16 protein-coding genes are annotated in these 13557 nt (G+C 41.2%); 2 read left to right on the plus strand and 14 right to left on the minus strand.

Going from position 1 to position 13557, the window contains the following annotated elements; translation table 11 throughout:
- From ACO6FI_RS10350 to ACO6FI_RS10390, 9 genes are all read right to left on the minus strand, one after another.
- A partial coding sequence (locus ACO6FI_RS10350) for a CD1107 family mobile element protein (RefSeq protein ID WP_485457267.1) occupies positions 1-771 on the minus strand: 771 nt, incomplete at its 3' end.
- Complete coding sequence (locus ACO6FI_RS10355; RefSeq protein WP_485457268.1) at positions 758-1048, minus strand: conjugal transfer protein; 291 nt, start codon at positions 1046-1048, stop codon at positions 758-760. The genes ACO6FI_RS10355 and ACO6FI_RS10350, both read right to left, overlap by 14 nt.
- 13 nt (positions 1049-1061) lie before the next feature.
- Positions 1062-3389, minus strand: a complete 2328-nt coding sequence (locus ACO6FI_RS10360) for a C40 family peptidase (protein ID WP_034215276.1) — start codon at positions 3387-3389, stop codon at positions 1062-1064.
- Between the two features lie 74 nt (positions 3390-3463).
- Complete coding sequence (locus tag ACO6FI_RS10365) at positions 3464-5890, minus strand: VirB4-like conjugal transfer ATPase, CD1110 family (RefSeq protein WP_485457276.1); 2427 nt, start codon at positions 5888-5890, stop codon at positions 3464-3466.
- Between the two features lie 43 nt (positions 5891-5933).
- Positions 5934-6335, minus strand: coding sequence for a PrgI family protein (locus ACO6FI_RS10370; RefSeq protein ID WP_485457269.1), 402 nt, complete (start codon positions 6333-6335; stop codon positions 5934-5936).
- Positions 6323-6616 (minus strand): hypothetical protein, encoded by a 294-nt coding sequence (locus ACO6FI_RS10375; protein WP_485457270.1) that lies wholly within the window; start codon positions 6614-6616, stop codon positions 6323-6325. Before ACO6FI_RS10375 ends, ACO6FI_RS10370 begins: the two co-directional genes overlap by 13 nt.
- A gap of 94 nt (positions 6617-6710) precedes the next feature.
- Entirely contained in the window at positions 6711-7574 is an 864-nt protein-coding gene (locus ACO6FI_RS10380; protein ID WP_314766523.1) for a VirB6/TrbL-like conjugal transfer protein, CD1112 family, read from the minus strand.
- A gap of 1 nt (position 7575) precedes the next feature.
- Complete coding sequence (locus ACO6FI_RS10385; protein ID WP_485457271.1) at positions 7576-7737, minus strand: Maff2 family mobile element protein; 162 nt, start codon at positions 7735-7737, stop codon at positions 7576-7578.
- A 21-nt stretch (positions 7738-7758) separates the two neighbouring features.
- Entirely contained in the window at positions 7759-9369 is a 1611-nt protein-coding gene (locus ACO6FI_RS10390) for a recombinase family protein (protein WP_086433040.1), read from the minus strand.
- A 259-nt stretch (positions 9370-9628) separates the two neighbouring features.
- Between ACO6FI_RS10390 and ACO6FI_RS10395 the strand changes: the two genes are divergently transcribed.
- Both ACO6FI_RS10395 and ACO6FI_RS10400 read left to right on the plus strand, forming a co-directional pair.
- On the plus strand, positions 9629-9919 hold the full coding sequence (locus ACO6FI_RS10395; RefSeq protein WP_055300848.1) for a hypothetical protein: 291 nt from the start codon (positions 9629-9631) through the stop codon (positions 9917-9919).
- Position 9920: 1 nt separating this feature from the next.
- Positions 9921-10112 (plus strand): helix-turn-helix transcriptional regulator, encoded by a 192-nt coding sequence (locus ACO6FI_RS10400; RefSeq protein WP_034479912.1) that lies wholly within the window; start codon positions 9921-9923, stop codon positions 10110-10112.
- 56 nt (positions 10113-10168) lie between these two features.
- Here ACO6FI_RS10400 and ACO6FI_RS10405 read toward each other — a convergent pair whose 3' ends face one another.
- The 5 genes from ACO6FI_RS10405 to ACO6FI_RS10425 form a co-directional block, all read right to left on the minus strand.
- Positions 10169-10366, minus strand: coding sequence for a transposon-encoded TnpW family protein (locus tag ACO6FI_RS10405; RefSeq protein WP_009320846.1), 198 nt, complete (start codon positions 10364-10366; stop codon positions 10169-10171).
- Positions 10363-11220 carry an ATP-binding protein gene (locus ACO6FI_RS10410; RefSeq protein WP_485457272.1) on the minus strand — a complete coding sequence of 286 codons (858 nt, stop codon included), beginning with the start codon at positions 11218-11220 and terminating at the stop codon, positions 10363-10365. Before ACO6FI_RS10410 ends, ACO6FI_RS10405 begins: the two co-directional genes overlap by 4 nt.
- Positions 11217-11966, minus strand: coding sequence for a phage replisome organizer N-terminal domain-containing protein (locus ACO6FI_RS10415; protein ID WP_021610547.1), 750 nt, complete (start codon positions 11964-11966; stop codon positions 11217-11219). Before ACO6FI_RS10415 ends, ACO6FI_RS10410 begins: the two co-directional genes overlap by 4 nt.
- Positions 11956-12168, minus strand: a complete 213-nt coding sequence (locus ACO6FI_RS10420; RefSeq protein ID WP_195441645.1) for a hypothetical protein — start codon at positions 12166-12168, stop codon at positions 11956-11958. The genes ACO6FI_RS10415 and ACO6FI_RS10420 overlap by 11 nt, the downstream gene beginning before the upstream one ends.
- Before the next feature lie 184 nt (positions 12169-12352).
- Positions 12353-13557, minus strand: a 1205-nt coding sequence (locus tag ACO6FI_RS10425; protein ID WP_485457273.1) for a relaxase/mobilization nuclease domain-containing protein, incomplete at its 5' end; no start/stop codon positions are given.

Raw genomic sequence — 13557 nt, forward strand, 5'->3', positions numbered from 1 at the left:
ATAATCATCCTCAAGCTCATTATAATCTTCATCATCCTCACTTTCTTCCTGCTTTTTCTTGTAAATTTTAAAATAATATCCTGCTCCGACAACTGCCATGACAAGTAATCCTAAAAATATATAAAGCCCTGCTCCTTTACTTTCTTCTTTCTTTTTAGGCTCATCCTTTACCGGTTCTTCTTTTGTTGCTTCTGTTGGTGGCGGTACCTCTTCTATTTTTTTTACTTCCTCTTTAGGTTTTTCTTTTGCTTCAACCATATTTAGTAAATCATCTTCGCTAACCTCTGTAAGCAGCATGACATTTTGTCCTTCTTCATCATAATTAATGATTAGATGAAAGGTCTTTCCTGACTTTGTTTTAAATGTAATGAACTGTCTGGCATCAGCAAAATATTTACCACTTTCATCCCCCGTACTTTCTCCATGATAAATAGGATAGCTTTGATTGGCATTATTTACATTTTCTATAAGTTCCGCCTTTGCACTGCCTTCTACTGTAGGAATACCTTTATTTATACCATCACTTTGGCTGCCTACCTGATTATCACTTGGAGGCTCTTTTGCCTCCAGTTTATTAGGAAAGCGTACTTCTCTTTCCCCATTATCTTTTTCTAAGGCTGTTTCACGAGTCTCCTCACTTTCTATTTCACTTTCATTAACCTGTGCAAAAGTATATGTAGGGTAAACATTCCCTACAACAAACATCACAAGTAAGCAAATAACTCCTACCAATCTTTTCACCCTGTTCTTTTTAGATTTAGTTTCCTTCATTCATATCCTCCATGATTTTTTCTCTGTTTTCCTCTACTTCTTTAGAATCTTCCGGCTCTTTCATTTTCTTTTCGCTTTGCCTTTCCTTTTTGTAATTTCTCATCATTTCTAAAAACTCATCAAGTGAAATATCAATGCTCCTATATTCTTTTAGAACCTCAACCTGCTCCATTTCTTCCTGCTCTTCCTTAAGTATTTCCTGCCTCAACCTAAGTTCTTCTATTTTTTCTTCAATCGCCTTTTGATTTTCGATATTCTTTTGATATTTTTTATTCAACTTCTTCCTCCTGTTATTTAACTCTACCGAAACCATAGAAATGTTCTATCCAGTAAGGTGTATTGATACTTACAAAGCGAATAGGATTGCCTGCATGTATCATCATTCCGTCTCCTGCATAGATACCTACATGGGATATCGGACTCTTGCTGTTATAAGTGTTTTTAAAGAAGATAATATCTCCCGCCTTTGCTTCACTTGGAGATATGGGATTACAATAAGTTTTATAAATCCCCCAAGCAGTGGTTCTTGGCATATTTTTAACTCCTGAATGTGTGAAACTCCAGCATACAAAGGACGAACAATCAAAGTTATTCGGTCCATTTGCTCCAAATACATATTTCTTACCTATATGTTTCTCCGCTTCGTTAAACAATGCCTTAACCGTTACATCATCAAAGGCGATTCCCGGATTTGAAAAGTCGGGATTGTTTATAATCTCCGATAGATCCCCGTTATCGCTCCCAAAAACAAGCTCCATATTGCCTTTACTTGAAAGCAGTGCTTCATAGTGGGCTAAATTGTTGGGATTAGAATTAAATACTTCTCTGATGATATCGTCCATTTCTCTTTTTTCTAAGTTTACAATAAGTTTTTTATATTCATAAGCTTCTTCATGGCTTTCTGTCTGCTCATTCCCCGCTTCATCAATATAGCTTGATGTAACGGTTTTATATCTGATTTCAATTTCTTCATCATAGGTCAATGTATACATTTGATTAAACAGCTGTTGTATTTCCCCGGCTATTTCAGATACTTCTTTTACCACACCATATCGAGATGTTATATAAGATAGCAACTCATGGACATTATGACCGATTTTTTCTTTTCCGTTTATTATATATTCATCATATCCCGGATGAGTTTCCTCTACGCTTTCCATTTCCTCTTGCAGTCCCTGTTCTAAAGAAGAAAATTCCTGATTGATATTCCTTAAGGTCTCTTCTGAGGAAAGATAGGTTGTAGAAACGGTATCACTGATTGTCCCTGTTCCTATATTCATCACCATGCTTCCTGCCTGAAAGAGCATAAAAAATGTTCCTACCACCAAAAGTATTAGGAACATTATCTTTTTACTTCTTTCTTTTATAAATTCTGCAAACTTTTTGCTTCCCTTTGCTAAGGATTTTTTAAGCCCATTCTTTATCTTATCATTATATTTCTTTTGAAGTTGCTTTTTATACTGCCTCCTTTTAAAAAACTGTCTTAACCTTGACGTGTTTTGATACTCGCTACTTTTCCTAAACTCTTCTATATTTTTCTTAAAAAGCAGCTTTTTTTCCTGTTTTTCAATATCTTTTTCGAGCCTTACCATCCTTTTTTGTCTTTTTAACACCCTACTTTTTCCATGATTGTGAGCTTTTCTTGCAAGACTTTCTATGCCATCTGTGGTCTTATGAGCAGCACTGACACCGGCATTGTCCTCTTGTCCACTTTCAAGATACCTGTTTACCGCTCCTACCACAACTATTGCACTTTTAGAAGATATGCTGTCCTTGCTATTATATTTGAGTTTCTTTTCAAAGCTTTGCTTTTTATGCTGAATCTTTAAAATTTTCTTTTCCTGCTTTCTAAATTTATCATTGGCTTTTTTTGAATATTCTTTAGGCTTAGGCTTTGAATTATCCGCTATTTCTCCTTTATTACCGTTTTTCTCTTTTACTCCATCCTTTGTGTTTAGAGGATTTTTCTTATTCTTAGTCCTTGTAAATTCTTCATCTTCAAAGTTACTTTTAAAATACTTCTTTGAACGTTTCTTTAAGCTTAAATCTTCTTTGTCATGATTTTCTTTTAGGATTTTCTTATATCGTTTCCTATTTGCTCTTGCTTTATTTTTAAAATTATCAGTTGTTATGGTGGCGACATTTTCTTTATGCCTTTGCTCCTTGGCTGATACCTTTTGTAAAGCTTTATCATTCCTAAAGCCCATATCATACTGATTAGAAGCTATATTTTTATCCGTATCTTTAGATAAATCTTCATAGGTTTCTTTTTCTTTATTATAAAATCTTCCTATCTGCTTTTGTCTGACCTTTTTATCCTTTTTTGGCTCAAGAAAAGATTTATTTTGACTTATATTTCCCTTACCCGGTATCTCATAAGAATCACTACCTTTATTTAAGTCCTTATATTTATCCTCTCTATACGGATGATTTATAAATGTTTTCTTAGATGAAGATGTTTTTACTTCAGTCGGCATATCATCTTTAATGAGAACATACTGATTTTTAACATCTTCTTTTTTATAACCTGTTTGATTTTCAGATGGAAAAGGCTTTATCTCTTGATTTAACGGTTTTTCTCTACTGTTTTTATACCTTACGTTCTTTTTCTCTCTCAATTTCTTTCACCTCACTAGTCTTTCTTACAAACCCCATATATTCTGTATTTATCTTGAATTTTGCATACTGCTTCTCACTTTTTATCTTTTCCTGTCTCACTTAATTTTGTTGTAATCAGTGAGTACAGTTTTGTATTTTTAGGAAACTGATCTATAAAGGGGACAATGGTATTTCCATAAAAGATTAAACCTTCTCCCTCATTACTGTTTGTTACATAAGAAAGCTGGTGCTTTGAAATATTAAGCTTCTTAGCCAGTGTATCTCTATCTGTTCCCGCCTGATTAAGCATCAGAATAAAGTCGGTATTATCAAAGATATTTTCAATCTCCGGACTTGCAAGAAGATCTTTGATATTTTGTGTTAAGCCTGTTGGCATACCTCCCCATTTTCTGAATCTTTTCCAAATCTCTATAGAATAGTTGGCTGTTTGCGGCTCTTTTAAAAGAAGGTGAAATTCATCAACGAAATATCTTGTTGCTTTTTTACTTGTCCTATTTATTGTTACTCTGTTCCAAACCTGATCTTGTATTATTAACATTCCTATTTTTTTAAGCTGTTTTCCAAGTTCTTTAATGTCATAGCAAACCACCCTGTTGTTTGTATCTACATTCGTTCTGTGATTAAATACATTAAGGCTTCCCTTTACATAAATCTCCATCTCTACCGCAAGTTTCTTTCCTATTTTCTCCTCCTGTTTTCTAAGAAGATTATATAAATCTTCCAGTATAGGCATATTTTCAGGTATCGGATTTTCAAAATAGGCTTTATAAAGAATTGGCAAGCACCTGTCAATAACTGAGATTTCTTCCGCACTTAGCTTTTTCTCTCCAACTACAAGTTCAAAAAGGGACAGTATAAAATCAGATTTTAATGACAACGGATTATCTTCATCCGCATAGTCGGTGTTGATATCAAGGGGATTTATATAGTCTTTTGAAATCGGTGATATTTTAATAACCTGCCCCTTTAGGGCATTAACAAGCGGAGAATATTCAGCCTCAGGATCTGCAATAATGATATCATCATCCGTAATCAAGAAAGCATTGGTAATCTCTCTCTTTGCCGCAAAAGATTTTCCGCTACCCGGTGTTCCAAGTATCAGCCCGTTCGGATTTTTAAGTTTCTTTCTGTCAGCCATGATAATATTTCGACTTAAAGCATTTAAACCGTAATACAAACTTTCACCCTTAATAAAGAGTTCCTCCGTTGTAAAGGGAATAAATACAGCCACCGAACTTGTGGTGAGTCCTCTTTCTATTTCCACCTCATTTATTCCAAGCGGAAGGCTTGCAACAAGCCCCTGTTCCTGCCTGTAGTTTAAGTTTTTAATGTTACAGTTGTGCCTGTTCGCAATGGATTTTAGTGTAAATACGGTATTTTCAAGCTTAGTTCTACTTTTACCTGTACTCATAATAAGGATCGTTACTAAAAACATCTTTTCATCATGATTTTGAAGTTCAGAAAGTAAGTTCTTTGCCTCCGCTCCATAAGTTACAAGATCACTTGGCAGGATATCTATATCATATCCTGCTCTGATTGCTTTTTTATTTTCCTCAAGTTTCATCTTATCAAGGTCGGTTATTTTTCTTTTTATATTTTTAATCGCTTCCATCCTGTCAACAGCTTTGATATGAAAGGTAACGATCATATTTTCTTCAACCTCTAAAAATTCTGAAAGCATTTCATCCTTTATATCCGATGCTAAAATCTGTAGAAAGTTTACCTCTGCAAATACTTCTCCCATCTTAAAATAGGTAGGCTTTGAAAAATTAAAGGAAGTCGGTACAATATATTCCTTTGTTGTAAGTCCGCTGTATTTCAAATCTTCAAAGTTAAAAATAAACCTGTCCTCAGGATTTAATATATCGTGAATGACTTTTAACCTTTCTTCTCCGTCAAGTACATAGCCCTTTACACCCATCTGCCTAAAGTTATTTAATATATCCGATTCTATTCTCTCTAATCTACTTTTTGCCTGCTTTAAATCCTCAGCTTTTATGGTAAAGGTTAAATACATATTTTTTGACAGTCCGTTATTTCCCTTGCTACTTTGATTTAGGAGCATTTGTCTATATTCATTTCTTATCTCATTGAAATCATCCTCGGTTTCTTTGATATTAATAAGCTCTTTCCTTTCTTCATTCTCACCTATGCTGTTAATATAGTTAAACTCCACTTCCACACTTGAATCAAAGAAATTAAGAAAAGAAGAAAAGTCGGCAAATATCCCCTCCTGATCCTCTTCTTCCATAAGTCTATAATTAATATCAAAAAAGCGAATAGTTTTATTGTATTTATCCTTTTCAACCTGACAGATCCCGTCCTTTAACATTCTTTTATAGGGAATTGTATCCTGTACCGTTTCCTTTTTCTTAGACTTTATCAGAAAGGGAAACCATCCCTTTTTTATGAATGATTCCCCGTCTTTTTTATTGCCTGTATTCTTTCTGCTTAACTTTCTTAACTCGGATAATTCCTTATTGTTTTTCCTAAGCTCCATTTCATCCCTTTGTATTCTTTGCTCTTGTTTTTTCTTCTTCTCCTTATTCAATTCTTCTCCTCCTATTACCCTTTAAGCCGGACTTATTTATAGTTATTTTATCTTTTATTTTATCTTTTATTTTATCTTTCTTATCAGTGTTATAAATGCTTTTTATCTTATATACCCTTATCTTTTCAGCCTTATGAAACCTTACTATATATGCCAAATGCTTTTCAAATGGCAGGTTATCTTTTTCATAAAGCGTTGCAAACAAAATCGGAAGTACTACTATACTCATCAGTATCATTGAAATATCCGTACTTAAAAAGTTTTTACATAACAGATAAACAGGAAAACCTAATAATCCTGCTATACTAAAGCCGATCAGCTGCCTTTTAGTAAGGTTAAGGGCTACCTTTGTTTTTACTTTGCTAAGATCCTTCGGTACTTTTACATATGCCATAAACTTTTCTCCCTTGATTTTTCGCTATTTGAAAGCGCTTCTATATGTTCCCAAAGTGAGATGATTTCCTCTTTTATCTTCTGCAATTCTTCTGCAAGTTCGAAATCAGCTTTACATAAGATATTTTCATCATCTTTTATTTTTACAAAGTCAAAATCTTTATCTAAAGGTACTGATATATCCTGCTTTTTCCAGCTTATGATCTTTCCAAGCAAAACCCCTATAAAAAGCATTACTCCTGCTCCTGATATTATTATCATTTTTTTATTTAATATTTTCATTGCTACCTCCCGGTACTTATATTTTTACTTAAACCTACTGTTTTAATTTCATCATTTCAATCTTTTACTTTTGCTCATTTTGAACAAAAGTCATCTAATGACTGTTAAGAATAGCCTTTGCTATACTTCCAGACTTCATCATCATTACTCCAAGTATCAGTCCGTATGCCAGCACCTTTAAAATACTTACATGAATATCCGTAAAGTTTACGGTTTTTACAAGTACCGCATAGATCCCGAAAAAGATTAAAATAAACAATCCTTGAAGTCCAAGTGCAAACAAACTTTTTATATAATTTGTTCCTATACTGCTCCATTCCTTATTTCCCATTGTGGCAAAAGGAATAGCGGCTACGGAACAGTAAATATAAATTTCAATCATTCTTCCGTATAAGATTACTGTAATTAAAACAGAAAGTATTGTTAAAGAGATTTTAACAAGTCCTGTCTCAAGTGAAATTCCGATGAGTGTTCCAACACTTTTCTCTTTTAGGGCATCAACCATAGCATCAAAATCTCCCGGTGCAATATTCGCACTGCTTCCCACAACTCCGGCTGCCTTTCCTACCATGTCCTGTGCAACATCAAAGACCGCCATGGAAAACTCAAAAGCGTGGGATACAAGCCATACAGCTATCCACATCTTTATGATGTATTTGAAAAACTCAAAGGTATCCGTATCATGCATGGAGTTTTTTTGCATTACCACTTGAATTAATTCAATACAACAGATTGCTGTAAGGATTATTACTGCTATGGGTAAAACAACATTTTCATTGATTGATTTTATGAAGGCAAATACCTCCGAGTTCCATGAACTCGGAGTTTTACCAACCTCTCCGGCAACTGTTCCCACTTTCTCATTAATATCTAAAAGCATTGCCGATAGATTATCCTTAATTACATCAATCATGATATTCTTGAAAAACTCATCTATTTTTCCAAATAAATCCAACATATTAATTAAGTACAGTGGCAAGTAGCGGAATTAGTTTTAGCCCTATTAAAACTATTCCACCCCCTGCCATAAGCTGCTTAATTCCCTGTGATTTTATTGATGTGTGATAAAGAAGCAATAGAAGTGTAAAAAATTTTGCCGTTCCTATCCGGCACTTGCGCATTGTGTCGGATAGGTCGGGCGGTTATTCGGGCAAGTCCACCTTGCCAACAAAAGAATAATAAATCTCAATGTCCTGTCTGCGGGTCTTGTTCTCGTCATAGCTGCACTCATGCACAACAATTTTCTCTACAAACTCCCGCAGCAGAGTAGGGGTAAGTTCTTCAAAGCTGGTATGCCGCCGGACAACATTCATAAACTTTTCTGCGTTCACGGTGGCTTCCTGTGCTTTGGAAAGCTCCGCTTGGATAGCGGCGGCTCTTTCTTTCAGTTCCCGTTGCTCTGCTTCATAGTCTGCCGACAGCTCTGTGAAACGCTCGTCTGATATGCGCCCGGTCACGCTGTCCTCATACAGCCGCTTGAAGATAGCGGATAACTCGGCTATTCGTTTCTCGGCGGCTTCCAGTTCCTTTTTCTTGGCGGCGTTCCTGCGCTTGCCCCCGTCCTCGTTCTGCTCAATCAAGAGCTTCATAAACCGGGCTTCATGCTTTGCCGCATAGCTTGTCACTTTTCGCAGATTGGAGAGTACGCCAGCGGTCAAGAGGTCGGTGCGGATAAAGTGCGCCGTACAGTCATGGGTGCGTTTCTTGTAGTTACCGCAGATATAACAGTCCTGCTTGCGCTTGTCCGTCTGGTATCGCTGCTGATACATGACACTGCCGCAGTCCGCACAGAACAGTATGCCGGAGAACAAGCCCACTTCATCATAGCGGTTGGGGCGTTTGCGCTGCTTGCGAAGTTCCTGCACCCGTTCCCATGTCTGGGTGTCTATGATAGGCTCGTGGTGGTTCTCGAAAATCACTTGCTTTTCCAGGGGATTTTCTACACTGTGCTTGACTTTGTAAGAGAGCTTTTCTGTCTTGAAGTTTACCAGACAGCCTGTGTATTCCCGGTTTTCAAGGATATGCACAACGGTATTGGTCGCCCACTTGCACTCATAGCCGGGGTGGTAGCGGCGGGTGCTGCCCGTCCTGCGGTATTCCAGCGTTCCCGGCGTGGGGATTTGCTGCTCTGTGAGCATACGGGCTATCTTGGTCGGACCATTCCCGGCAAGGCAGAAATTGTATATCTGCTTGACTACGGGTGCAGCTTCCTCGTCAATGATGAAATTTTCGTCCTCGTCCATGAGGTAGCCATACACAGGCTTGCTTGTGATAGGCTTGCCACTCATGCCTTTTGAGCGTTTCACTGCTTTGATTTTCTTGCTCGTATCTCTCACCAGCCATTCGTTAAAGATATTCCGCAGCGGGGCAAAATCATTGTCGCCCTGTGCGCTGTCCACTCCGTCATTGATAGCGATGAAGCGGACACCTTTCTGTGGGAAAATCATTTCCGTGTACATTCCCACTTGCAGGTAGTTTCGCCCTAACCTCGACATATCCTTTACGATAACTGTCCCGACTTTTCCGGCTTCAATGTCCGCAAGCATGGCTTGAAAACCGGGTCTTTGAAAGTTCGCACCAGAATAACCGTCGTCCGTGTACCAGCGCAGATTGGAAAAGCCGTTCTGCTTTGCATAGGTTTCAAGGATACGCTTCTGATTGGAAATGGAATTGCTCTCGCCCTGCAGCTCGTCCTCATGGGAAAGTCTTGGGTAAAGGGCGGTAATTGGTTGTTGGTTGGTCTGTCTTAACATAAAATCCTCCGTTTCCGACAGCCAGCCCCACTATTCCGTACCTTGATTGTACCACATGGGGCGGCTGTCTGTATAGGGTTTTCGCTTCTTTATAGCTTGTAATAATGACGATTTTTTCTTTTAAGGTTTGTCGCTCAATGATATTTCAAAAAACAAAATGTCAAAAACTCTTGACATTTTGCAACTGTTCTGATATTATCAAAGTGTCAAAAGTATTTGACATTTGATTCTAAACAAATCTTGAAAGGAGCGAAGTATTATGCCAGTAGGTGCAATGATTTTTTTAGGAGTTGTTTTGGCTGTGTTTACAGTTTTAGACATTTTTATGTTGGTAACACTTCTAAAACCGGGAGATGAACGCAATCAAATTATCGTATGGAAAGCCAGTTCCTTTACTCTGTTAGGCGTGGTTGGAGCAAATATTTTAACTGTCATTGAAAAGTTTGTAACTGCACAACCTCTTACTCAAAATCCTTTTGTACAGTTGGAAGTTTTCGCTATTATGTATTTTGTTTCCCTCATGTATTACAAGAGAAAGCATAGTGGTTGATATGGAAAATATAATCCGAAATAAACGAAAAGAATTAGGCTTATCACAAGAGGAATTAGCTAAAAAATGCGGCGTTTCCCGTCAAACGGTCAATGCAATAGAAAATAACAAGTATGACCCAACACTTGCTTTAGCCTTTTGTCTTGCCAAAGAATTACAAATAACTGTTGACGAATTATTCATACCCTCATAATCCTTTGTTGAAAAGCGGTCACGCCGGGAAGCATGACCGCTTTTCCATGTCATCACTTATGCGCTGAACGGTGGCGTATGTCCGGCAGCAGCTTCCGCTTCCAGCACTTTCATCATCTTGTCGGCTGCGGTGTCGGTTGCGCCCTGCTTGAAGAAGCCGGAAACGGTAAGGACGGAGTTGCCCATGCGGATTTCCGTCACACAGTCCGGGCGGCGGTCTGTTTTGGTGGTGCTTGTCTGTTTCGTTTCTGTCATAGGCTCTCCTTTCGCTGCTTCATCAGTTGCTTTAATCGTTCCAGCTTTTCCTGTGCGGTTTCCTTTCGGAAGTTGCTACCCGTGAAGCGGACGGGGGCGCACATGGAAGTCAGCCTGTCATAGATACGGGCGTGGGGCGTGTCCTGCGGGTGCTGCAATTCCTCCAGCGTGAGGTTGGTCGTGGCGATCAGCGGCTTGCCGCTTCGGTAACGGCTGTCAATCACGCTATAAACCTGTTCCAGCCCGTATTCTGTCCCTCGCTCCATACCGAAATCATCAAGTATCAGCAGGGGGTAGCTGCAAAGGCGGGAAATATACTCATTCCTGCCCTCAAAGCTGGCGGCAAGGTCATTGAGTATTGTTGCAAAGTTTGTCATGCAGACGGCAACCTCTTTTTCCATAAGGGCGTTGGCGATACAGGCGGCAAGGTAGCTTTTTCCTGTCCCCACGCCGCCCCAGAACAGGTAGCCGATATTTTCAGCCTGCATGGTTTCCCAGCTCTCCACATAAAAGCGGGCGGTTTCGGTCTGCGGGTTTCTGCCGTTGTCATGCTCAAATGTCCAGTTCCGCATAGCAGGGTCGGTAAAGCCCCGGCGTTTCAAGTCCTCCACTGTTTCAAGGTGCTTCTGTCGGCTTTCAGCGGCTTCCCGTTTTTCACGGGCTGCCCGCTGGCAGTCGCACTCTGTCGGGTGTCGGTCATGCCCTAACCATTGGGCGGTTTCTTTTGAAAAATAGGCTTCTTTGGGCGTATGGCACTTGCCGCAGTATAAAAGCCCGTCCTCGCCTGTGTAGTCCTCCGCTTCGGCGGTAGTGGCTGTAATGTCCGTAATCATAGCTTCAATCCCGTTTCTCATAAGCTCTCGCCCTCCTTGCATGAATAATCGGGTATGCCCTGTTTCGGGGCAGCCTTGCCTTTGGCAGCGTCCTCCTGCGCCCACTTGTAAATGGTGGCTGCATGGCTGTGGTACTGCTTACCGGTGGAAGCGATATGGCAGGAAAGCCGGTCAATATAATACTCCCACTTGTCGGGCAGCTCTGTTTTCAACCCGGAAAGCTCTGTATCGGTCAGTATCACATTGTTGTATCTGCCATAAGCGGCGGGGGCGGGGTGTCCCGTTTCTCCCTCTCTCTCTTTTTCTATCTTTATCTCTTTCTCTAACTCTATCTCTATCTCTGGTGGACGAATGTCGGACAAATGTCCGCCTTTTGTCCGGGACGGTAAAAGTGCCTTGTTTTCCAGCCTTGCAGCCCGTTTCCTTTCGGCTTCGGTAGAGGACTGTCCTATCATCAGTTCAATGTCGGTCATATAGAAAGCCCCGCTGTCAAGCTGCTCCACAAGCCCCAACTGCCGGAAAATCTCTAAAGCCCTCTCAACCGTCCCTATCTGGTGGCGGGTCAGTGTCGCTATCATCTGTGCTGTGTAGGGGATATGCTCGTCAAGCTGCAACTTCCCGCCGTTTTTCAGCGATTTTAAGTACAGCTTCAAGAGGATATTGGAATATAAAATTCCGTCTTTCATATCTTCCAGCAGCACAATGGAGTCGCTGTCAAAAAAGTTCTCTTTCAGCTTGAGGTAGTAATACTTGCGGTTATCTGCCATTGTCCCTGTCCTCCTTTTTCCGGCGTTTGGAGTAGTAGCGGGGGCAGAGTATGATAACCGCCCGGAAGCTCTGCTTGCAGCTATGGGTACAGCCCCGGCAGAGGTCATTGTATGTGATACGATCGCAGGTGGAATTCCCGACTTTCACTTGCCGCAGGAAAAAAGACCATTCCAGCCGCCGTTTCTTGCTCATTCTTGGCATGGGTGCGCTCCTTTCTGCCGTTTCCGCTGGTGTGGCGGTATCGGCGGTAATTCTGTATCATCTCGGTATCATTTTCGGGGTTTTTCTGCCCTGTAAGCCCGTTAAAAAATCCTTTGGTATTGCGGATAGGGTACGGGGCAGCCCCCTTGTTCTGTATGGGTTCGGGTACATTTTGGGGTGGTTTTTATCGCTCCTGTTCCTGCCTTTTCACAGGCTTGCGTTCCCGGCGTAAAATCTGGTCGATATTGCCCTTGACAGTCTGTAAGCGGCGGTATTCCTCCCGTTTTGCCCGGTAATCGTTGTAGCCGCTGTTTTTCTCTTGGATAAGGCTTTCAATCTCTGCTTGCAGGGCTTTATAGCTCGGCAGCTTGGAAATGCCGTTCTCCCTGAAATAACGGGCGGCTGCGTCTGCTATGATAAAGTCGCTTTCGTGCTTCTGACGGTAGGCTGCTTTTGCTTTGGCGTTTTTCTGCTGTTTCAGCCCGTCCCGGACAGGGCGGGTCTTGGAATAGGCAAGCACCTGCCGTTGCAGCTCCTTTTTCCCGTTCAGCGTCTTTTCCACCTGCTTCAGCTCTGTAAGGCTTTCCTGCATGGCGGCATAAGCGGCAGAACAGGCTTCGTCCAGTTCCTCCGGGGAAGAAAAGCCATACTGCTGATAGGCGGTAACGGTAGCTGCCATTTGCTTTAGGTTGTGCTTTGCCGCCCAGCGGTCATAGCCCACGCCCTTGCCCTCGGCTCGCTTGGCTTCCCGGTCAACCATGCGCTGCAAGGTGTTGTCTGCCGGGGTGGTTTTTGCGGCTTTTTCCTCCCGCAAGCGTTCCTTTTGGGTGTGTGGGTATTCGGGTATGTCTGTGGTCTGTTCGGCGGCTCTGTGGGCGTTCTGCGTGAGCAGGGCAAGGACAGCAGCCTTGTCAAAATCGTCCCCCAGCTTCCGGGCTGTGATAGGCTTTGTCCTGTCCGGCGTGAGGTAGGAAAGCCGCCCCCGGCTCTCCTTGACGGTCACACCCTCCCGCAGCAAAAGGGAAGAAAATTCGTCAAAGCTGCCAGCTTGGGAAAGTGCCTGCCGTATCGTCCGGCGCAGCTTCGCCTTGTCCGTTTCAAACTTGGTGGGCTTGGTCGGCTGTCCTGCGGCTTCTCTGACAGCGTTCTCTTTATCAAGGGCAAGCTGCCCTTTCTTTGCCGCCCAGTATTCCCGTTCCGTTATCCGTTCCTTGCTGCCGTTCAAAAGGTCGATTTGGTAAAGCCCCTCCCGGTGGCACATCTCCATGACTTCACTCTTGAAATATTCCATAGCGGCATTGGTGCAGCGGTGCTTGCAGCCCTCCCGTGTGTCGGCTGGTCTGTCCATGTAGGGCAGAAGCGGGACTTCATAAATCCGCAGGGAGTTGA

The organism is Lachnoanaerobaculum sp., from assembly GCF_057250505.1.